We start from the raw sequence: 21,636 nt of genomic DNA on the forward strand, positions 1-21,636 counted from the left end.
ACGGAACTTTCGACCAGTCCAACAGGGGCAGGATGGAGGTTCCTTTTCTTTTGCTGAAATCCCTTTACTTTTGCCGGTAAGTTCGGCACAATATTGCAAGTGGCATTTATCCTATTCACAGATAAGGCAATAAGAGATAAGCGGAGGAGTACCTATGCGTTTACGCGGAAGAAAAGGAATACGTGAAAGTCTTGAGGAGCAGACCGACCTGGTCATCCTGGAACCACGCAGCCTGAAGGGGCGCTGGTCCGAATTGTTCGGCAATGACCATCCGATTCATGTGGAATTCGGAATGGGCAAGGGGCAGTTTATCAGTCAAATGAGCTTTAAATACCCGGAGATTAATTTCATCGGCGTGGATATGTATGACGAGCTGGTGCGGCGTGCAGCCGAGAAGGCCCGGAATGTATGGGAGCCGGCAGGCGAAGCGACACCACCGAACGTGAGAGTGGCCCTGGCCAATATCGATTACGCAGAGGAAGTGTTCGCTCCGGGGGAGCTGGAACGGATTTATCTGAACTTCAGTGATCCCTGGCCGAAAAGCAAGCATGCCCGCCGCCGCCTGACGCATCCGCGTTTTCTTGATAAATACCGCGGACTGCTCAGTCCGCTTGGCGAGATCCATTTGAAGACGGATTCCCGCAGCCTGTTTGAATTCTCGCTTAATGCATTTGCCGACTACGGTCTGCAGATGAAGAATATTTCGCTTGATCTGCATGAGGACGGCGTGATCAATGAAGAGCATGTCATGACCGAATACGAGACCAAGTTCTATGGCCGCGGCGTGAACATTCACCGCTGCGAGGCGATTGTCGGAGACGAGGCGCTGAAGCAATATCAGGCCACACGTCTGGACAAGTACCGCCTCTAGGCTGCAATACCGGTAATTACAGCAAAAGGCAGTCCGGTTCATTCATCCCGGACTGCCTTTTTTGCCTTCCTTGCCTAGTTCCTTACTCTTCCAAGTGTGGTAAGACGATTGAATGATTTCTGGTAACGCAATAATATTCTTTTTTGCGCAATGTATAGTTCGCCTGTTCGCTAGAGGTATTCGCTGGCCGGACGCCCCTTAGGCATCATATCCACAGGGCAAGCGTACCGGCTGCGACTCCAGACCCAATGACCGCCCCTGCGAGGACATCAGACGGATAATGCAGTCCAAGGTAGATCCGGGAGAAGCCGACTGTGCAGGCCAGAGGAAGCAGGACCGCAGTCAGGACAGGATAGGCTATCATATAAGGAACCGTTGAGGCGAAGATAGCGGTCGTATGGCCTGAAGGAAAAGAGTGATCCTTAAGCGGATTACGGAACGTATTGGTATCCGGCAGGGCCAGATAGGGCCGCAAGCGCGGGTAGAGCTTTTTGGCGATAGCGACGGGTACATGGCTTATCGCCAGCGCGGCCAGTGCCTGAAGTCCTGTAGTTCTCCATGGCTGCGGGCACACTGCCCAGACCAGGAGATTGATGCCGATCGCGCTTGTTGCACCTCCGAGATGAGTGAGGTAGAAAAGCCAGAAGTTCAGAAACGGATTGTGCATCCGTCCGTTAATCCATTGAAACACCCGCTGCTCCAGGAGATGCAGTTTCTTGAATAAAGGTCTCATATCATGTCCCTCCGATAGTCCGGCTAAAAGAGTTCTGGCGCAGCTCAAGCAGCAGATTTCACGACCTGAAGCTGTCTTTATCATACTTTTTTAAGGTAACCCGTTCAAGAAAAAGCTCGGGTCCGCTCGAAAAATGTCTCTTTTGACTTGTGAGCCCCAAAGCGACTACAATGATTCAAGCGGGAAGTTCGCGTTTATAAGGTAACAGAGAAATAAGGAGCCAGCCAGTACACTGGAATCCATATTCATATCTTGTGAAACGGGACATAACACAATTCGGAATCCTGCCCGGAACTAAGGGGAAATTCTTGTCTACAGTAAGGGATGCAACAAAAGGGTCAGATAGAACGTTAGCAAGTTAGAGAGAGAAAGAGAAAAAACATCAAGATTTGGAAAAAGGGGGCATCTAAAGATCATGACAGACGCATTGTTTGTTACGCTCCAAGTGATCTTGGCGGCAATCGCAGTTTATCAGTTTGCATTTTCGCTGTTTGGACTGCGCAAGAAGAAGAACAAGGTTAGGCATGCGCCACAAAAGTCATTTGCCGTACTGGTCGCCGCACACAACGAGGAAGAAGTGGTCGGCGCTCTGATGGAGAACCTGAAGCAGCTTAATTATCCCCAGGAACTGTACGATGTATTTGTCATCTGTGACAACTGTACGGATAATACCGCTGCGATCGTGCGGGAGCACGGCATGAATGCCTGTGTACGTACCAACAGCAACCTGCGCGGTAAAGGCTATGCCATCGAGTGGATGCTGAAGGAGCTGTGGGCGCTGCCCCGCCAGTACGACGCGGTTGTCATGTTCGATGCCGACAACCTCGCACATACAGAGTTCCTGACAGAGATGAACAACGATCTGTGTTCAGGCGGACGGGTCATTCAAGGCTATATTGATACGAAGAATCCGGAGGATTCCTGGATTACTGCTGCTTATGGCGTATCCTACTGGTATATCAACCGGCTGTGGCAGCTGTCGCGCCATAATCTGAATATGGCCAATTTCCTCGGCGGAACGGGCATGTGCTTCGAGACGAACCTGCTCAAAGATATGGGCTGGGGCGCAACCAGTCTGGTTGAGGATTTGGAATTCACCATGCGCAGCGCCTCCAAGGGCGTATATCCAAGATTTAATTATGATGCCAAAGTATTCGATGAGAAGCCGCTTACCTTCAAGGCTTCCTCCAGACAGCGTCTGCGCTGGATGCAGGGTCATTTCACCGTGGCCCGCCGTTACTTCTTCCCGCTGCTGTGGCAGGGGATCAAGGAACGCAGCCTGACGAAGCTCGACCTGGCACTGTACGGAGCGAATGTATACATTGTGTTGCTTACGTTCCTGATGACTGCCGTAATGTTTGTGGATAATGCTGTGTTTGGCGGTCCGCATATTGCGAATATTTACGGACATCTGCCGCTGTGGCTCGGGTACTTTGCCGTAGGTGCCAATATTCTGACCTTCCTGCTGGCCATGGCGCTGGAGCGGGTGAAGTTCAAGAAGGTCTACCTGTACCTGCTGCTGTTCCCGGTCTACCTGCTCTCGTGGTATCCCATTACGTTCTATGCGTTCTTCACGCAGAACAACAAGCAGTGGAGTCATACCAAGCATACACGTGTAGTCCGGCTGGAAGAAGTGCAGAGCAAGCAGGTTTCATAATCCGCACTGCAAATTAATAATTCCAGAAGATGTTGACATCTTCGGTCTGATGTTGTATAGTATTCAAGTGTGCAAAACATAGGGATTGCAAGCAGAAGCACCGGCTTCTCACCTGACTGGCTAATTAGCCTGCTGGTTTTGATCTCAATGCTTTATGAATGGTTACAATTCATGAACGTTGATCAAACGGGGTGTCGGGGAATTACCGGCATCCCTTTTTTATGGAGAACCGTAATATATTATCTGAAAAATATTCGGAGGTGGAGGACTATCAGTAAGGAACATATGATCAATGATGAAATTCGTGCCAAAGAGGTTCGGCTGGTCGGAGCAGAGGGTGAACAAATCGGGATCAAGCCGATCCGCGAGGCGTTACAAATGGCGATCGATCTTAATCTGGATTTAGTCAACGTAGCACCACAGGCGAAGCCGCCGGTATGCCGCATCATGGATTACGGCAAGTTCCGTTATGAAACGCAGAAGAAAGAGAAGGAAGCCCGCAAGAACCAGAAGATCGTGGATCTCAAGGAAGTCTGGTTCCGTGCAAACATTGAAGAACATGATTATCAGACCAAGTTCCGCAATGTAATCAAGTTCCTGGGCGAAGGCGATAAAGTGAAGTGCTCCGTCCGTTTCCGCGGCCGTGAGATTACCCACGCTAGTATCGGCCAGAAGATCCTGGAGCGCGTGAAGAGCGAAGTAGAAGAAATTGCTGTTGTAGAGCGCCAGCCTAAGCTGGAAGGCCGCAGCATGATTATGATTCTGGCTCCGAAGCCCCAATAATCCTGGAGTCACTTGCATAGCAATCTGGCGCCGTATAATATTCAAGGAGGAAACACCATGCCTAAAATGAAAACACATAGCAGCCTGAAAGGCCGCTTCAAGATCACTGGAACTGGTAAAGTATTGCGTTATAAAGCTCACAAGAACCACTTGCTGTCCCACAAATCGAAACGTGCAAAACGCGTATTGAACGGCAATCCGGTAATGGCCCCTGGGGATGTAAGACGCTTGAAACAAGGACTCGCTAACTTGAAATAGTTAATCACACATTTTTGGGAGGTTTATTAATATGGCAAGAGTTAAGGGCGGATTTGTAGTTCGTCGTAGACATAAAAAAGTATTGAAGCTGGCAAAGGGTTACTTCGGTTCCAAGCACCGCATTTTCAAAACAGCTAAAGAGCAAGTAATGAAATCGATGGTTTACGCTTATCGTGACCGTCGTCAGACTAAACGTAACTTCCGCAGACTGTGGATCGTTCGTATCAATGCTGCAGCCCGTTTGAACGGACTGTCTTACAGCAAGCTTGTATACGGCCTGAAATTGGCTGGTGTAGAAGTGAACCGTAAGATGCTGGCTGACCTGGCAGTGAATGATCTGAACGCCTTCAACTCCCTGGCTGTTGTTGCCAAAGAGAAGATCAACGCGTAAGACGATATAAACCGAAAAGCACCGCCTGCGGGATCTCCCGTCTGACGGTGCTTTTTTGTGCGGTGGGAACGGACAGGTTCGCGGTTATTCCCAGTATTTCGTTGTGCTAAGCAGGGAAGCGAGCTTCTTGCTGCTGGTGCGTCTCAGCTTGCGCAGGGCGGAACGCTCGTCCGCCGACTGGCAGATCAGCTTCTCTTCCTCGGTCTGCGCCACGATGGCGGGAACAGGGGCTGTAGTGCCATCCTCATTCATGGCTACGAAGGTCAGGAAGGAAGTGGCGGCAACGGCGCGTTCACCTGTATACAGATTCTCCGAGATGATCTTGACGAACACCTCGATGCTGGTGCGTCCGGTCCAGGAGACAAAAGATTCGAAACAAACGGAATCCGTAGGCCGGATCGGCAGGAGGAAGTCTACAGAGTCGGCGGATGCAGTGACCACGTTGACCCGGCAGTGGCGCATGGCTGAGATAGAGGCAACCTCATCAATGGTGCTCATTAGTTTGCCTCCGAATAGTGTCTTATGATTGTTTACATCATTCGGGAAGACACGGCCGGTTTTGAATACGCGGGATTCGTGACAGTATTTGAAGTCGGGTGCAGCTTGTGGTGTGTGTTCTTGTTCCATTTTCAGTAACTCCCTTTGCGTACAATATGTAATCATACATGATAATAGAAAAGCTCTCCTTGTGCAATAATAATGTTAATGCACTTGGAGCCATAGGTAACATTTTGAGGTTTTCTAACATATAACGGACACAAAAGTAACAGGTGGTGTCAAGGTAAGCGATTTCTTGTTGAAAAATGCAAATTATTATTGACCTGAGGTCATTAATAGACTGGATTTTAGCTTTTTTTGCAGGTATAATTTGTACTAATGGTATGTCCAAAGCAGAACACAGAAGACATCCAATTTACTAAGGGGGATCACTTTCAATGAAGAAGTTTTACCAACTATCTTTGGTTATGGTTATGGCCTTCACTGTCATTCTGGCAGGTTGCGGTAACAATAACAGCGCTAATTCCGGCTCCAATGCTGGAACAGCAACTACTGCACCAACAGACGCAGCTGCAGCAACTGAAGCACCCGCAGCAACTGATGCTCCTAAGGCTGTCAAGCTTGGTCTCGTAACTGACGTAGGCGGCGTTAATGACAAGTCCTTTAACCAGTCTTCCTGGGAAGCACTGGAAGCTATGGAGAAGGATTTCGGCGCTGAGATCAAATACCTGCAGAGTAAATCCAACGCAGACTACGAGCCTAACCTTAACCAGTTCGTTAAAGGCGGTTATGACCTCACTTGGGGTATCGGCTTCGACCTTGGCGATGCCGTACTGAAGGTTGCCAAAGAGAACCCGAATGCTAACCTTGCGATCATCGACAGTGTAGTGGACGCTCCTAACGTTGAATCTGTAACCTTTGCCGAGAATGAAGGCTCCTTCCTGGTGGGTGTTGTTGCTGGCATGACAACCAAAACCAACAAAGTCGGTTTCATCGGCGGTATGGAAAGCCCGGTTATCAAACGTTTCGAAGTGGGCTTCAAAGCCGGCGTAGAAGCAGTTAACCCTACTGCAAAAGTAACTATCACTTATGCAGGTGCTTATGACAAGCCTGATACTGGTAAATCCCTGGCTGCAACGCTGTATGATGCCGGCAACGACATTATCTTCCCTGCTGCAGGCGCAACAGGCAACGGCGTATTCAACGAAGCGAAATCCCGTAACAAAGCCGGCGGCAGCAAAGTATGGGTTATCGGCGTTGACAAAGACCAGTCCCTGGAATTTGGCGATGATGTAACTCTGACTTCCATGATCAAACGTGTTGACGAAGCGGTTAAGAAAGTTTCCCAACAGGTTGTTGATGGTACCTTCAAAGGCGGAACTACAACCGTTCTTAGTCTGAAAGACAACGGTGTAGGCCTTCCTGAAACATCCAAAGCTAACGTTTCCGCTGATATTCTGGCTAAGGTTGACGAATACAGCAAACAAATCATTGATGGAACAATCGTTGTTCCTTCCAAGTAATTCATTGCATCAACTTTAACCGATTTAACATAACGACGAAGCAGGGCCGGTTCAAATACTGGCCTTGTTCTCTGTCAGCATCTGTTATAGACAATCACAACTGTACCGTCCTGTTTGGGGCGGTACAGCCGTGTCTAAAAGGCAATATTATATATATTCTGTGATGAGGGTGATTCCATGAGTGCTGCGGCTCCTGTCGTAGAGTTGAAGCAAATCACAAAACGCTTTCCCGGTATCGTTGCGAACGACTCTATTAGTCTGACGCTGGAAAAAGGGGAGATACACGCGCTGCTTGGTGAGAACGGGGCAGGCAAATCAACCTTGATGAATATCGTATTCGGACTGTACCAGCCCGATGAAGGCAGCATCGAAATCGACGGGAAACCGGTTGTTATTGATAACCCCAATAGAGCCATTGAGCTTGGCATTGGTATGGTTCACCAGCATTTCAAGCTTGTTGATCCTTTTACGGTCACTGAGAATATTGTTCTGGGTATGGAACCGAAAAAAGGTCTTAAAATTGACTATAAATCCGCTGCGGAGCAGGTTCGTAAGCTATCGGAGCAGTACGGTCTTCAAGTCAATCCAAATGCCAAAATTCATGACATTTCGGTAGGCATGCAGCAACGGGTAGAAATTATGAAAACCCTGTACCGCGGAGCGGATATACTTATATTCGACGAGCCTACCGCTGTACTGACGCCGCAGGAAATTACGGAACTGATGGCGATTATGAAGCGGCTCGTTGCAGAAGGCAAGTCCATTATTCTGATCACCCATAAACTGAAGGAAATTATGCAGATCTCCGACCGTGTCACGATTATCCGGCGCGGCAAGGTTATTGATACGGTGAAGACCTCCGAGACTAATCCCAATGAGCTGGCTGAGAAGATGGTCGGACGCGGGGTTACGTTCAAAGTGGACAAGCAGCCGCCGCATATTGGCGACAGCATCCTGAAGCTGTCAGGTGTTAACAGTAAGAGTAAGGATGGCGTGCCTGTGCTGAATGGCCTGAGCTTCGAAGTGAAGGCAGGAGAGATTCTCGGAATCGCCGGAGTGGATGGCAACGGGCAGAGTGAGCTGATTCAGGCCATTACCGGGCTGCGTAAGATTGATTCCGGCTCGATTAAGGTCTCCGGCAAGGAGATTGCCAATCTGTCCCCACGCAAGGTATCTGAGATGAATGTCTCCCATATCCCGGAGGACCGTCATAAGCATGGTCTGGTGCTGGATTTCACTGTGAGTGAGAACATGGTTCTGGAGACGTATTATAAGAGTCCTTATAATCAGAACGGATTCTTGAACAAAGATGTGATTAACCAGCATGCAGAAGATCTGGTGAAGCAGTTCGATGTGCGTACGCCTTCCATAGAGAACAAAGCCCGGTCACTATCCGGCGGTAATCAACAAAAAGCGATTATTGCGCGGGAAATAGACAAGAATCCGACTCTCCTGATTGCCGCACAGCCAACACGCGGTCTGGATGTTGGGGCAATTGAATTCGTGCAGAAGCAGCTGATTGCCCAGCGTGATCAAGGGAAGGCTGTTCTGCTGATTTCTTTTGAGCTGGATGAAATTATGAATGTGTCCGACCGGATTGCCGTGATTTATGAAGGCCAGATTGTCGGAGAAGTATACCCGCAGGATACGAATGACCAGGAGCTGGGTCTGATGATGGCGGGCAGTTTGAAGCGGGGAGGTCATGCGGATGTCTAGACTCCGGAAAATATTCGCAACAGACACTTATATCATTCCGCTTGTAGCAATTCTGCTGGGCTTCCTTGTCGGTGCTATCGTCATGCTTATTGGCGGTTATGATCCTATCGCAGCCTATTCTGCGCTGTTCCAGCGTGTGTTCGGCAGCTCTTACGATTTCGGTGAGGCTATACGCGAGATGACTCCGCTTATGCTGACGGGTCTGGCCGTAGCGTTTGCCTTCCGCTCAGGGATGTTTAACATCGGTGCGGACGGGCAGGTAATGATCGGAATGACGGCTGCCTCTGTAGTTGGCATTAAGCTTGGCGGCGTATTGCCGACCGTCCTCTTAGTTCCCCTTGCGGTCATTGCAGCCGCACTATGCGGCGGGCTATGGGCCGGTATTGCCGGATATCTGAAGGCCAAGCGCGGAATTAATGAAGTTATTACAACCATTATGTTGAACTGGATTGCGCTCTTCCTGTCGAATTATATTGTCCGGACGTTCCTGCTTCTGGAAGGGCAGAACCGGTCGGAGGATAATCCGGCCTCTCTCTCCATGACGTTCCTCTTCTCCACCTTCGATAACGCCCGTCTGCACTGGGGGACTGTAATTGCTCTTGCGGCAGCGACCTTCTTCTATATCTATCTGTGGAAGACCAAGCAGGGTTATGAGATGCGTGCAGTGGGTCTGAATCCGCATGCTGCTGAATATGCAGGAATGAATGTCGGACGTAATGTGGTGAAGGCCATGTTCATCAGTGGCGTGTTCGCAGGACTCGCAGGCGCTGGCGAAGTACTGGGCGTATTCCATTATCAATCGGTATTTGCAGCTTCACCTGGCTATGGCTTTGACGGTATCGCTGTTGCCCTGCTCGGATTGACTCATCCGCTGGGCGTCATTCTCGCTGCCATTCTATACGGCACGCTGACGTATGGTTCGGCAGGCATGAGCTTCGGTGCGGATGTGCCTCCGGAGCTGATCCGTATTGTAATCGGTTCGATCATATTCTTCATTGCTGCGCAAGGCATTGTGCGCTGGGTGCTCAAACCGTTTTACTTCAAGCGCAAGAAAGAGAAGGTGTTATAGATGGAAATCTTAGGCCAATTGCTCAATACAACGCTGGTGTTTTCCACGGCGTTAATATTTGCCGCCCTTGGCGGCATCTTCTCTGAACGATCCGGTGTCGTGAATATCGGACTTGAAGGCTTGATGATGTTTGGTGCGTTTGCAGCAGCAGTAGGCGGGTATTATGCCCAGGAAGCAGGTATGGGCGAATGGGCCCCTTGGGTCGGAGTGCTTAGCGCGATGGCTGTAGGGGTGATTGGTTCACTGATTCATGCGGTGGCTTCAATCACCTTCAAGGCTGACCAGACGATAAGCGGTACGGTTATTAACTTCTTGGCCGCAGGCAGCACTCTGTACATGGTTAAGCTGATCTTCGATGGCTCAGGCGAAACTCCGCTGATCGACGGATTCAGCAAAGTGGCGATTCCCGGACTCTCCAAGATTCCAGTCATCGGAGAGGGGATTTTCAACTCCTATCCAACCACTTATCTGGCGATTATCTTAGTCATTGTCATTTATTTCATCCTGTTCAAAACTCCGTTTGGACTTCGTCTGCGTGCAGTCGGAGAACATCCGAGTGCGGCTGATACACTGGGTGTCAATGTTAATAAGATGAGATATATCGGCGTCATGCTGAGCGGATTGCTGGCGGGTATTGGCGGAGCCACCATTACCTTGACTACTACAGGTACCTTTGCACATAATACCATCTCGGGGCAAGGTTTCATTGCCATTGCAGCGATGATCTTCGGGAAGTGGAACCCGCTCGGCGCCTTCGGTGCTGCGGTATTCTTCGGCTTGTCCCAGGCGATCCGCAACTATGTCCAGCTGTTTGAATGGTCCAAGAGCATTCCGCAGGAATTCATCTTCATGATTCCTTATGTGTTAACCATTATCGTACTGGTGAGTGCGGTGGGACGTTCCTCGGCTCCCAAGGCACTTGGTGAACCTTACGATCCGAGCAAACGCTAGGGTTATCGCGTTCCATCTCTAGAGCTTCACAGAACAGAGCGCATTTCCGGTTTTCCGGGAATGCGCTTTTTTTGATAGATAAGAATTTATATGTTTTGGGGTCCCCGCAAAGTACCTGAGTCATCATCGAAGCTAAAGCCCCACTTTGTGGGGTTATTTTGTAATCATTGCAGGCAGCAGCAGCGGATACTTCCAGCCCAGAGGCGGGCAGATGTACAGGCAAATATCAGGTGAGGCGAATAGACTGTTAAGAAACAAATATAGGAGGGATATTATGGCACACCCGGTTACGAAACAACAGGTGATCAAATTGATGGGCAAACATATCGTGGCGGTTAAAAAAGATGGGTCCAAAGTGACAGGCAAACTGGTCCGCATCTCAGGCAACCGGCTGATCCTGCAACGTATCAGTGGTAAAAAAGTACAAACCAAGGCGCTGATTCCGCTCGTGTTATTTGATCTGCTGGCCATCGGTACGGCCCCTTACGGTTACGGCGGGGGTTATGGAGGAGGCTACGGTGGAGGCTACGGAGGTGCCCCGTACGGAGGCGGTTACGGTTATGGCCATGGTCCTGTTCCCGGTCCTTACGGCGGCTATGGCCCCGGTCCTGGGTATGGTATTCCGCCCATCGGATTCTTTTAAGCCATAGGCTTGCCTGCTTCATCAGCGGAATTGTTTCTCAAGCTCATAGCAGTAATTTTGCGGTTGATAACGGGCTACGCTGTAGCCCAGTTTTTCATAAAAGGCCAGACCGGCGGTATTCCCGGTATCTACGGAGACCTTCGCTCTATGACATGCACGGGATAGTGCAAACCGCTCCGCCCTGTCCATAAGCATATTTCCGTATCGCTTACGCCTTGCACTTGGAGCAATGGCGAGCATATCGATGTATAACAAATCGCCATGCAGCATGAAATGCACGAACCCGAGCGGATCACTTTCGTAGTCGGGACAAGCAACAAGTGTGACTCCCTGTCCCAGGCGGCGGGGCAGATCCTTCCTGACCTGATTAATGATCGTCTGCGGAAGATGGGATAACGGGACAAGCTGCTTTTCAATCAAGTCATAAATAATCGTGTCATCCTGCCTGGGTCTGCGGTAACGAATCATAAATATTGCCCCCTTTCCACGCATTGTCGTACATCATATGCCCCGGGCGGTGTGGGCGTTCCGGCAAGAATAGAACAGGATTTTATGAAGAATTTAATGTATAACCTGCGAAGGGGTATTGACTAACCGTGTGAGGAATCATATAATGTGTCTAAACATTTAACGAGCATACATGTATCGGCAATGATGAGGACGAAGTTTTAAGGGCTCTTTTGTTCAGAGAGTGAGAGGAATTGCTGCAACCTCCACCAGAATCCCTTATATACGAGCTCACCTCGGAGCTGTTTCCCTGAAAGGTCCATCAGTAAGAGCGGTGGAATTATTAGGGGGAATCGTTTGGTCCGCGTTAGGGACTTCAGGTTACGAAGATTTGGGCCCTGCCTACATCGATGGATTTTTGTATCCTGATAAGGCATTGCATCGTGAGATGTAATGCAAACATGGGTGGTACCACGGAAGCTAAACCTTTCGTCCCTCACGCGCTTCTTCTGCGCGTGGGAGGCGAAAGGTTTTTTTGTTGAAACAGGAAGGATTCAAGCCTGTTCGCTAATATTAAAGGTTGGATACTGACGTCCTGTCATTTGAATAATGAATGTGAACGATCGAAGGGAGGAATACTGATGAGCGCGCAATTACCGGAAGAAGTGCGGTCGATAGAGCAGTTACGTGAGAAATGGAAAAATCCAGAGGTGGTTTCGGGTTCCGAAGTCCTCCTGCGCAGTCTTGTACTGGAAGGTGTAGATACTGTATTCGGATATCCCGGCGGGGCTGTACTCTATATCTATGATGCTCTTTATGGATTCGACGATTTCAATCATATTCTGACACGCCATGAGCAGGGAGCGATCCATGCGGCTGACGGGTACGCAAGAGCGAGCGGTAAAGTGGGCGTATGTATTGCCACTTCAGGCCCGGGGGCAACCAATCTAGTAACCGGAATCGCTACAGCTTTTATGGATTCGGTTCCGCTGGTGGTCATTACCGGTAACGTATTCTCCAGCCTGATTGGCACAGATGCTTTTCAGGAAGCGGATATTACCGGGATCACGATGCCGATTACGAAGCACAGCTATCTGGTACGGGATGTTGAAGACCTGCCGCGTGTTATTCATGAAGCCTTCCATATCGCCAATACGGGCCGTAAGGGTCCGGTACTGATTGATATTCCGAAGGATGTATCGGCGGCGATGACATTGTTCACTCCGGCAGAACACCAGGGGGTTAACCTCCGCGGCTACAATCCGCGCACGGTTCCCAATAAGCTGCAGCTCGATAAGCTGGTGAAGGCTATTGAGGCGGCGGAGCGTCCGATTATTATTGCAGGCGGCGGAGTCATCTACTCTGGAGCGCATGAGTCCATGTATGAATTCGTGAAGCGCACAGAGATTCCAATCACTACTACATTGCTGGGACTGGGGTGTTACCCGAGCGGCGAAGACTTATGGATGGGAATGCCGGGAATGCACGGCACATACACGGCCAATAATGCCATTCAGCAATGCGATCTGCTGATTAATATCGGTGCCCGGTTCGATGACCGCGTAACCGGCAAGCTGGACGGCTTCGCTCCCAAAGCGAAGATCGTGCATATCGATATTGATCCGGCCGAGATCGGTAAGAATGTAGCGACTGATATTCCCATTGTGGGCGATGTTAAGACTGTTCTGGAAATGCTGATCCCGGATGTGAAGCGCGCCTCGAAGGCCGATGCCTGGAGAACACAGATTGCCCAGTGGAAGCTGGACCAGCCGTACCGGTACAAGGATTCGGAGACAGAGCTGAAGCCGCAATGGGTGATCCAGATGATTAATGACACCACCAATGGTGAAGCGATTGTGACTACAGACGTAGGCCAGCATCAGATGTGGGCTGCTCAATATTACAAGTTCAACCATCCGCGTTCATGGATTACTTCGGGGGGGCTTGGAACAATGGGCTTCGGATTCCCGTCGGCGATCGGGGCGCAAATGGCCCATCCGCAGCGGCTCGTAGTCTCCATTAATGGTGACGGCGGCATGCAGATGTGTTCCCAGGAGCTTGCCATCTGTGCGATCAATAAGATTCCGGTCAAAATTGTTGTAATCAACAATCAGGTGCTCGGAATGGTCCGTCAGTGGCAGAACCTGATCTATGAGAAGCGTTACAGCTATACCGATCTGGCCGGCAGCCCGGACTTTGTGAAGCTGGCTGAGGCTTATGGTGTGAAGGGCCTGCGGGCAACGAACAAGGAAGAAGCCAGCGCCGCCTGGAAAGAAGCCATGGAAACACCTGGACCCGTCCTGGTAGAATTCGTTGTTCCAAAGGATGAGAATGTCTACCCGATGGTAACCCAAGGCTCTACCATTGATCAAATGCTGATGGGGGATGAATAACAGTGATGAGACATACGATTGCTGTGCTTGTAAATGACCAGCCTGGCGTACTGCAACGGGTATCCGGATTATTCGGCCGCCGCGGCTTCAACATTGAGAGTATTACGGTAGGACAATCCGAAGAGGTCGGATTGTCCCGGATGGTAATTGTAACACTGGGTGACCAGCATACCCTGGAGCAGATTGAGAAGCAGCTGTACAAGCTTATTGATGTGATCAAGGTGGTTGATCTGGGCGCAAAACCAATGGTTGCCCGGGAGCTGGCGCTGATTAAGGTGAAGGCAGAGCCGTCAGAACGGCCGGAGATTATGGGGGTAGTTGAAACCTTCCGTGCTTCCGTAGTAGATATCGGTACGGCCAGCCTGCTTGTACAGGTAGTTGGTGATACCACGAAGATTGATGCAATGATTGAGCTGCTGAAGCCATATGGCATCAAGGAGCTGTCTCGAACCGGCGTAACAGCAATGATTCGCGGGAATGCCTGATCGTCACATTTTACAGCTTTAACGAATTGCTGCTTGCGTGCATTAATTTAGTAAGATTAAAGTAGAGTTGCCCGCGAAAGAGCGGGGGCTTGAGGAGCGCGTCATTATATAGTAAGACTAATTAAGCAACGTGTTCTTGAAGCACCCGCTCTTTACGATGGGTCCCAAATTAAAGGAGGATTTTGACAATGGCAGTTACAACTTACTATGAACAGGATTCAGAGCTTAGCGTATTGAAGGGTAAGACAATTGCAGTGATCGGGTACGGTAGCCAAGGACATGCCCAGGCACAGAACCTGCGTGACAGTGGTCTTCAGGTGGTTATCGGTCTGCGTGAAGGCAAATCATTTGATACTGCCAAGAATGACGGCTTTGAAGTATTGTCTGTGGCAGAAGCGGTATCCCGTGCAGATGTGGTGCAAATCCTTATGCCGGACGAAACACAGGCATCTGTATATAAGAACGATATCGAACCGAACCTTAAGAATGGCGCGGCTCTGATGTTCTCCCACGGTTTCAACGTGCATTTTGGACAAATCGTAGCTCCTAAGGATGCGGATGTACTGTTGGTAGCTCCTAAATCCCCTGGACACATGGTCCGCCGTACTTATGTTGAAGGCTTCGGCGTTCCTGGCCTGATCGCTATTGAACAGGATGCGACTGGCAATGCCAAGGCAATTGGTCTGGCGTATGCCAAAGGCATCGGCTGTACCCGTGCCGGAGTTATCGAAACTTCCTTCCGTGAAGAGACAGAAACGGATCTGTTCGGTGAACAGGCTGTTCTCTGCGGCGGTGTGTCCGAACTGATCAAGGCTGGTTTTGAAACATTGACTGAAGCCGGATATGCGCCTGAGATGGCTTACTTCGAGTGCTTGCATGAGCTGAAGCTGATCGTTGACATGGTATATGAAGGCGGATTGTCCAGCATGCGCGATTCCATCAGTAACACTGCAGAATATGGTGACTATGTAACCGGACCACGCATCATTACAGCTGAAACTAAGAAAGCCATGAAAGAAGTGCTGTCCGATATTCAACAGGGTAAATTCGCCCGCGACTTTATCCTGGAGAACCAATCCGGCCGGGCCTTCCTGACCGCTACCCGCCGCAATGAAGCCGCTCATCCGGTAGAAGTGGTCGGCAGCCAGCTGCGCGAAATGATGCACTGGATTAAGAAATAGGTCATATACTTACAACTACAACGAACCATAGGTAATCCTCAGATGCGGCCGTAATTTTGCGAGCCGCATTTGAGGGTTTATGGACAATCTTCAGGAGGTGCTCAGCATGCGGAAAATTCATGTGTTCGACACGACACTGCGTGACGGGGAACAGTCGCCGGGTGTGAACCTCAATACGCGTGAGAAGGTAGAAATCGCTTACCAGCTGGAGAAGCTGGGAATTGACCGGATGGAGGCTGGCTTTCCAGCCGCTTCGCCAGGAGATCTGGCTGCGGTGAACGCAGTGGCCAGAGCGGTCAAGAATGTCACCGTAATCGGTCTGTCCCGTTCCAGAGAGAGCGATATTGATGCGGTCAAGGAAGCGCTGCAGGGGGCACAGGACCCATGCATTCATATTTTCCTGGCTACATCGCCGATACACCGTCAGCATAAGCTGCGCATGGAGAAGTCACAGGTGCTGGAAACGGCACAATCGGCGATCCGCTATGCCAAAAAGTATTTTCCCAAGCTGGAATTCTCCCTGGAGGACGCCGGCCGTACCGAGCGTGATTTCATGGCTGAAATGGTATCCATGGCGATCCGCGAGGGTGCGAATGTGGTGAATATCCCAGATACGGTCGGTTACCTGAATCCGGCGGAATACGGTGCCATCTTCAAATTCTTGAAGGACACGGTGCCGGATATCGAGCGGGTACAGCTTAGCGCCCATTGTCATAATGACCTGGGGATGGCTACGGCGAATACCCTCGCTGCCATTCAGAATGGTGCAGACCAGATTGAGGGTACGATCAACGGGATCGGGGAACGTGCTGGCAATACAGCCATTGAAGAGGTGGCCATGGCGCTTGAGACCCGCAGTGAGTATTTCGATGCCAAGACCTCTCTGGTCCTGTCCGAAATATCCCGTACCAGCCGTCTCGTCAGCAAGCTGACAGGGATGGTTGTACCGGGGAACAAGGCGATTGTCGGCGCCAATGCCTTCGCCCATGAATCCGGGATTCATCAGGATGGCATGCTGAAGGAGAAAACGACCTACGAGATTATGACACCGGAAACCATCGGCCTCAAAGAAAGTAAGATGGTGCTGGGCAAGCATTCGGGCCGTCACGCTTTCCGCGACAAGCTGAGTGATCTGGGCTATGACATCTCTGAGGAAGAGGTCAATGCCGCTTTTGCCAAGTTCAAGGATCTCGCAGATAAGAAAAAAGAAGTCTCAGACGAGGATATCCTTGCGCTTCTGGAAGAGAAGCTGATCGATACGCCGGAGACCTTCAGCCTGCAGACGATCTATGTTACGTATGGCAATGAGGCTACTCCAACTGCCAAGGTTATTATTCACGGCCAGGACCCGCAGCCGATTGTGGCAGTTGCCGAAGGCAACGGATCGGTAGACGCGATCTACAATGCCATTGACCAGGCAACAGGGGAAGAGGTTACACTTGGCGATTACTCGATTAAAGCCGTCAGTAGAGGGAAGGATGCTCAGGGTGAGGTACATGTCGTGCTCTCTCAAGGCGAGGTTGCTGCACAGGGCCGCGGACTTAGCACCGATATTCTCGAAGCGAGTGCCAGAGCTTACCTGGATGCACTGAACAAACTTATTGAGAAGCGCAAGACCTACACCAAGCGGGAGCATGCCAATCTCTAACTTGTTCATCTAATGAAAAGAAGCTTCACCGGACCAGTTCATTTGGTCCGGTGAGGCTTCTTTTTTTGTTCGAAAATCTGTTGAAATTTTTTTGCGCTGAGCATTCCGGGGTAGAATCCAGCTGGGGAGGATTTGAAACAAGCTTTTGCATAAAAAGAATGAACAAGATGAGTCGGAAAAATGAAAATTAGTTCACAATCCACTATGGATTCCTCATAATCTGCGTTTGAAACAGCTTTTTTGTCGATAAAAATATTTTATTTTTAAGTTATCTATGATTTATCTCATAATCTGTTCAGAAATTGTTCAGTGGCGGCAAGTAAAGTTACGAAAGTACAGTAAAGCGAAATTGAAGGCCCACATACATACTAGCGACAGGGGGACGATCGGGAAGAAGCAGGCGGGAATGGGTAATGGCGACGCTGGAACAATCATTTTTCAGAAAGAGAGAGAGGTTATAATTATATGAAGAAAAAGACGATAGGCGCCTGGCTGGTTGTTGTAATGCTGATTACACAGTTTGCCAACGGTTTCGGGTTCATGACTAAGGTTAATGCGGATGGGACGGAGATAACGGCCCCGCTGATTACGAGTGTCTCACTTGCAGTGTATAAAGATAGTAATTATACGGAGACAGTTACAGGAAATGTGTATCAGTTGGATTCCTACGCTGAACTTAACTATACGTGGGAACTTGAAGACAGTCACGGTTATTCAGCAGGCTCCACGTATAGATTTAATCTTCCTTCCCAATTTGAGCTTTTTAACGATTTGGAAGGTGAGCTTGATTTTGAGGGAGAGACTGTTGCGAATTACACTGTAAACAAAGAAACAAATGAGGTTATATTTACATTCAATGAGTTTATCACCAATTATGACAAAGTAGGGGGAACATTTAAGGTTCAATCCTTGCTTAGTTCTAAAAAAATTACCGGCTCAACGAAGCAAATCCTTGAGTTCCCAGTAAAAGGCGGCGCTCAATTCATTGAGCTTAACTTTCAGCCTACGGTTAGCAAGACGATAGAAAAGAAAGGTTCGCCTAAGCCGCAATTCTACAACCCACAAAGCATCGAATGGACTATTGATGTGAATAAGGCTTTGGATAGTGTCAGCAATGCAGTGATCACTGATAAATTGGCAGAAGGGTTGTCTCTTGATCCAAGTTCAATTGTTGTTCATGAGCTTGCAGTGGATGTTAACGGCAATGTATCGGAAGGCAGTCTTGTCAGTAGTAGTCAATATGTAACAACAGACTCCACTGCTGATAACTTGAAGCTTAGCTTTGTGAGCAGCCCGATTACGAAGGCTTATCGCATTAGCTTTTCGACCATAATTAATGCTGCCGGTGCAGATGAAACTTCATATCTGAACACCGCAGTCCTTTCCGGTGATGGGGGTTATTCCAAAGAGGCAACGGCTACTGTCACCGTGGGACGCGGCAAACCTCTGGAGAAGTCTAGTACTAATTATGATCCAGCAACTCAAGTAATTTCGTGGGCAATAAAATATAATTACAATGTTAAGACAATTCCTGCAGCTAAGGCTGTATTGGAGGATTCTTTCAATAAATCACAGGATTTAATCTTGAATTCCGTCAAGGTATATCCGGTTACTATTGATAATAGCGGTAATGGAGTAAAGGGTGCTGCTATTGATTCCAGTCAATATACAGTGACCCAGACCGATACAACCTCATTAAACGGATTTGAATTGAAATTCAATAATGAGATTAAAACCGCGTACCGGATTGAGTATCAAACTAAGGCAAACGGTCGTGTCTTTGACGATGGTAAAATCACTAACACAGTTACCTATGACGGGAAATCGGAAGAAGCTACTCGTGATGTGAAACAGCAGATTCTGCACAAGACGTACTCTAATGTGGACTACTCCAATAAAACAGTACAGTGGACAATTAATATTAATGATGACAGCCAGAAGATGAAAGACCTGGTTGTAACGGATACCTTCAATAATGCGGGACTTAAGCTTGACCGAAGCTCACTAAAAATCACGACCAAAAGCGGCGCAGCTCCAACAGTACATTCCATTGTCTACAATGAATCTACTCCACCTTCGGCGACTGACGGATTCGTGATCACATTTAATGGAACAATTAATGAACCTTATACAATTACCTATACTACAAGTTTTAATTATGACTGGCTGAATTCAGGCAAAGACAGATTTGTGAATACAGCAGCATTAAAATGGAAAGTAGACGGTAGTAACGATTGGAAAGAAAAAGAAGCTACAGCAACATTTGATCCAAGAGGCGAAGTGAAGAATAATGGTCTGAAATTTGGTTCCTATAATGCCACGACCAAGAAAATCTCTTGGACAGTAGGAGCAAACTACAATTTCAAGACGCTGGATGCCGCCGAGCTGGTGGATACCATTACAGATGGACAAATCGTCGACTTGGATTCTGTAAAGGTCAACAAATTGGAGTATGGTGCAAATGGAGACCCTTCTCCTGCTGCCAGTGTGAATGAAGCTGATTACAAGGTCACTCTGGATGTAGATAAACTGAAGGTTACCTTTAACAAAAAAATTGATTACGCATTTTATGTTACTTTTAATACAACTTTTGCAAATCAGGCGATTGATTTAGGTTCAGTTAATAATACAGCCGTATTGTATGACGGTCTGGTTAAGCAATCGAAGGATTTAAAAGCCTCCGTAAATATTCCTAACGGCGGAGAATATGTAGATAAAGCTGGAGCGCAGGACGGAAACAAAATCAACTGGACGATTTCTATCAACCGTAACCAGTCGTTTGTAAAAGAAGCTGTACTCACAGATACACCAAGTGATAATCAGATTCTCTTGTCCAATACATTCCACCTGTTTAAGACTACAGTCGCAGATAATGGAGATGTAAAAGAAACAAACGTAGAACTTGTTAGAGATATGGACTATAAACTGGAAATCACAGCAGACAGTGACGGGAAGGAAAGCTTTAAGCTAAGCTTCCTGAAGGATATTTCGGAAGCATATGTCCTTAAATATCAATCCTTGATTACTGGGATAAATGGTGAAAAGGTCTCCAACAAGGTTAGCTTGAACGGCAAAAATGTAAAAGAGATAACTAAAGACGACAACGAAGAGATTACCGTCAAGCTCTCCAACGGCTCAGGTACCGGCAGTGGGATTAGAGGAACATTAACTTTAACAAAAATCGAAGAAGGCAAGAGTAGCCATCTCCTCCCTGGAGCAAGCTTTGATCTGTACCGTGTCGTTGGTGAAGATCGGATCTGGATCAAAGATGGAACTACGAATGAACAGGGAATAATTGAATTTACGAAACTGATTGGCGGGAGCTACGTTGTAATTGAAACAAAGGCTCCTGAGGATTTTATACTTGATTCAACGCCGCGTGCAGTGCAAATTAATTCAACAACAGGATTTAAACTGGAAGTTAGCAATAAACTGAAGCCTGTACCAGCAACACCGACGCCGACAGCAACACCGACGCCGACAGCAACACCGACGCCGACAGCAACACCGACGCCGACAGCAACACCGACGCCGACAGCAACACCGACGCCGACAGCAACACCGACGCCGACAGCAACACCGACGCCAACAGCAACACCGACGCCGACAGCAACACCGACGCCGACAGCAACACCGACGCCGACAGCAACACCGACGCCAACAGCAACACCAACGCCGGTGACACCAACAGCAACACCGACGCCAGTTACAGAACCAACATCAACACCAGTACCAACATCACCGCCGGTGTACTATACACCGACACCTGAACCATCAAGCATTCCTGGAGTTATCGGTACACCAACGCCGACACCATCGGTAACGCCAGCGCCAACGGGGACTCCGGCTGCTTCCAGTACGCCAGGAGTAACAGCTACGCCACAGGCAACGCCAGCAGCAACACCGGCCCAGCCAGGAACGGTTAGCACTCCAACGCCGCAAGCCACACAGGTGACTACGATTGAGGAAGTGCCTATCGACGGCGAGATCCCGCTGGGAGGAATCCCTAGCATCGGTGAAAAGCCGGCGCATGGTACGGTAACTATTACACCGGATGGCAAATGGACGTATACTCCAGATCCAGGTTATACCGGCAAGGATAAATTCACGATTGTTGTAACAGATGAAGACGGCAATGAGGAAGAGATTACAATTGAAGTTGGAGTTGATGAAGTGCCTAAGGGCACGGTTACACAACCCACTGACAAAGGCAATAACAGCGGACTTCCCGGCAAGCTTCCGCAGACCGGAGAAGAAAGTCCTCTCCCGCTGTATCTGACTGGCGGCGGATTGATTATTCTGGGACTTGTACTGTCCAGAAGATTTAATGCCCGGAAGAAAATGTAGGAGATAATACCTCATTAAGCATTAACAGCTAATATGGCAGTA

Annotated in this window: 18 protein-coding genes; 15 read left to right on the top strand and 3 right to left on the bottom strand. The window is 49.0% G+C overall.

The window, feature by feature from the left end; translation table 11 throughout:
* The first annotated feature begins 154 nt into the window (after positions 1-154).
* Positions 155-871 (top strand): tRNA (guanosine(46)-N7)-methyltransferase TrmB, encoded by a 717-nt coding sequence (trmB, locus tag NST43_RS05015; protein WP_209991568.1) that lies wholly within the window; start codon positions 155-157, stop codon positions 869-871.
* Positions 872-1,076: 205 nt separating this feature from the next.
* Here the strand turns inward: trmB and NST43_RS05020 are convergent, their stop codons facing one another.
* Positions 1,077-1,604: a phosphatase PAP2 family protein gene (locus NST43_RS05020; RefSeq protein WP_036696099.1), complete on the bottom strand. Its 528-nt coding sequence runs from the start codon at positions 1,602-1,604 to the stop codon at positions 1,077-1,079.
* A gap of 415 nt (positions 1,605-2,019) precedes the next feature.
* On the opposite strand from NST43_RS05020, the gene NST43_RS05025 reads away from it, so the two are divergent.
* The 4 genes from NST43_RS05025 (at position 2,020) to rplT (ending at position 4,693) form a co-directional block, all read left to right on the top strand.
* The gene (locus NST43_RS05025; protein ID WP_209991566.1) at positions 2,020-3,261 is read left to right on the top strand and encodes a glycosyltransferase family 2 protein; all 1,242 of its coding nucleotides are present in this window, start codon (positions 2,020-2,022) and stop codon (positions 3,259-3,261) included.
* A gap of 285 nt (positions 3,262-3,546) precedes the next feature.
* A complete protein-coding gene (gene infC, locus NST43_RS05030; protein ID WP_036696103.1) occupies positions 3,547-4,044 on the top strand; it encodes a translation initiation factor IF-3 in 498 nt (165 codons plus the stop codon).
* Positions 4,045-4,101: 57 nt separating this feature from the next.
* Positions 4,102-4,302 carry a 50S ribosomal protein L35 gene (gene rpmI / locus NST43_RS05035; protein WP_036696104.1) on the top strand — a complete coding sequence of 67 codons (201 nt, stop codon included), beginning with the start codon at positions 4,102-4,104 and terminating at the stop codon, positions 4,300-4,302.
* A gap of 31 nt (positions 4,303-4,333) precedes the next feature.
* On the top strand, positions 4,334-4,693 hold the full coding sequence (rplT, locus tag NST43_RS05040) for a 50S ribosomal protein L20 (RefSeq protein ID WP_036649386.1): 360 nt from the start codon (positions 4,334-4,336) through the stop codon (positions 4,691-4,693).
* A gap of 84 nt (positions 4,694-4,777) precedes the next feature.
* On the opposite strand, the gene NST43_RS05045 is transcribed toward rplT, so the two are convergent.
* Positions 4,778-5,320, bottom strand: coding sequence for an acyl-CoA thioesterase (locus NST43_RS05045; protein WP_209991565.1), 543 nt, complete (start codon positions 5,318-5,320; stop codon positions 4,778-4,780).
* 308 nt (positions 5,321-5,628) lie between these two features.
* Between NST43_RS05045 and NST43_RS05050 the strand changes: the two genes are divergently transcribed.
* The 5 genes from NST43_RS05050 to NST43_RS05070 all read left to right on the top strand — a co-directional run bounded on the left by NST43_RS05050 (position 5,629) and on the right by NST43_RS05070 (position 11,093).
* Positions 5,629-6,714, top strand: a complete 1,086-nt coding sequence (locus tag NST43_RS05050) for a BMP family ABC transporter substrate-binding protein (RefSeq protein ID WP_209991564.1) — start codon at positions 5,629-5,631, stop codon at positions 6,712-6,714.
* A 177-nt stretch (positions 6,715-6,891) separates the two neighbouring features.
* Positions 6,892-8,430: an ABC transporter ATP-binding protein gene (locus NST43_RS05055; RefSeq protein ID WP_209991563.1), complete on the top strand. Its 1,539-nt coding sequence runs from the start codon at positions 6,892-6,894 to the stop codon at positions 8,428-8,430.
* Positions 8,423-9,499, top strand: coding sequence for an ABC transporter permease (locus NST43_RS05060; protein WP_339222922.1), 1,077 nt, complete (start codon positions 8,423-8,425; stop codon positions 9,497-9,499). Before NST43_RS05055 ends, NST43_RS05060 begins: the two co-directional genes overlap by 8 nt.
* The gene (locus tag NST43_RS05065) at positions 9,500-10,450 is read left to right on the top strand and encodes an ABC transporter permease (RefSeq protein WP_209991561.1); all 951 of its coding nucleotides are present in this window, start codon (positions 9,500-9,502) and stop codon (positions 10,448-10,450) included. It begins immediately after the preceding gene.
* 274 nt (positions 10,451-10,724) lie between these two features.
* The gene (locus NST43_RS05070) at positions 10,725-11,093 is read left to right on the top strand and encodes a hypothetical protein (RefSeq protein WP_339222923.1); all 369 of its coding nucleotides are present in this window, start codon (positions 10,725-10,727) and stop codon (positions 11,091-11,093) included.
* 21 nt (positions 11,094-11,114) lie between these two features.
* Here NST43_RS05070 and NST43_RS05075 read toward each other — a convergent pair whose 3' ends face one another.
* Positions 11,115-11,561 carry a GNAT family N-acetyltransferase gene (locus NST43_RS05075; protein ID WP_209991559.1) on the bottom strand — a complete coding sequence of 149 codons (447 nt, stop codon included), beginning with the start codon at positions 11,559-11,561 and terminating at the stop codon, positions 11,115-11,117.
* A gap of 620 nt (positions 11,562-12,181) precedes the next feature.
* Here NST43_RS05075 and ilvB point away from each other — a divergent pair.
* From ilvB to NST43_RS05100, 5 genes are all read left to right on the top strand, one after another.
* On the top strand, positions 12,182-13,933 hold the full coding sequence (gene ilvB / locus NST43_RS05080; RefSeq protein ID WP_339222924.1) for a biosynthetic-type acetolactate synthase large subunit: 1,752 nt from the start codon (positions 12,182-12,184) through the stop codon (positions 13,931-13,933).
* A 5-nt stretch (positions 13,934-13,938) separates the two neighbouring features.
* Positions 13,939-14,418 (top strand): acetolactate synthase small subunit, encoded by a 480-nt coding sequence (gene ilvN, locus NST43_RS05085; protein ID WP_209991557.1) that lies wholly within the window; start codon positions 13,939-13,941, stop codon positions 14,416-14,418.
* Between the two features lie 188 nt (positions 14,419-14,606).
* Positions 14,607-15,599 (top strand): ketol-acid reductoisomerase, encoded by a 993-nt coding sequence (gene ilvC, locus NST43_RS05090; protein WP_209991556.1) that lies wholly within the window; start codon positions 14,607-14,609, stop codon positions 15,597-15,599.
* Between the two features lie 106 nt (positions 15,600-15,705).
* A complete protein-coding gene (locus tag NST43_RS05095; RefSeq protein ID WP_339222925.1) occupies positions 15,706-17,247 on the top strand; it encodes a 2-isopropylmalate synthase in 1,542 nt (513 codons plus the stop codon).
* Between the two features lie 465 nt (positions 17,248-17,712).
* On the top strand, positions 17,713-21,594 hold the full coding sequence (locus NST43_RS05100) for a collagen binding domain-containing protein (protein WP_339222927.1): 3,882 nt from the start codon (positions 17,713-17,715) through the stop codon (positions 21,592-21,594).
* The last annotated feature ends 42 nt before the right edge of the window (positions 21,595-21,636 follow it).

It is taken from the genome of Paenibacillus sp. FSL H8-0332, from assembly GCF_037963835.1.
GTDB lineage: Bacteria > Bacillota > Bacilli > Paenibacillales > Paenibacillaceae > Paenibacillus_AQ > Paenibacillus_AQ rhizoplanae.